The organism is Chitinophaga sp. GbtcB8, assembly GCF_019091455.1.
Lineage (GTDB): Bacteria > Bacteroidota > Bacteroidia > Chitinophagales > Chitinophagaceae > Chitinophaga.
Genome location: NZ_JAGXJN010000177.1, coordinates 1 through 266 on the forward strand (window position 1 = coordinate 1; position 266 = coordinate 266).

Here is a 266-nt window from a genome sequence, read left to right on the forward strand (position 1 = left end):
AACAATGCGGCCAATACTGTTAAGGGAAAAGCCATCCCCGGAGATGCTAATGGCGTAGGCGCTAAGTTCAATGATAAAACAAACCTGTACCAGGCAGAGTTCATGTATAACTTCAGCGTCCTGATCCCCTTTGCCGAAGTACTGGTGGGCGGCAACTACCGTGTATATGCCCTTAACTCCGGCGGATCTCTTTTTGCTCTGGATGATAACGGCAAAGAATTCCGCATCAATGAATACGGTGGTTATGTGCAGGTGGCTATAAGCCT

At 48.1% G+C, this 266-nt stretch carries 1 protein-coding gene; it reads left to right on the forward strand.

The window, feature by feature from the left end; translation table 11 throughout:
- Positions 1–266: hypothetical protein (locus KVT36_RS31740; protein WP_217607437.1), on the forward strand; the 266-nt coding region annotated here is incomplete at both ends.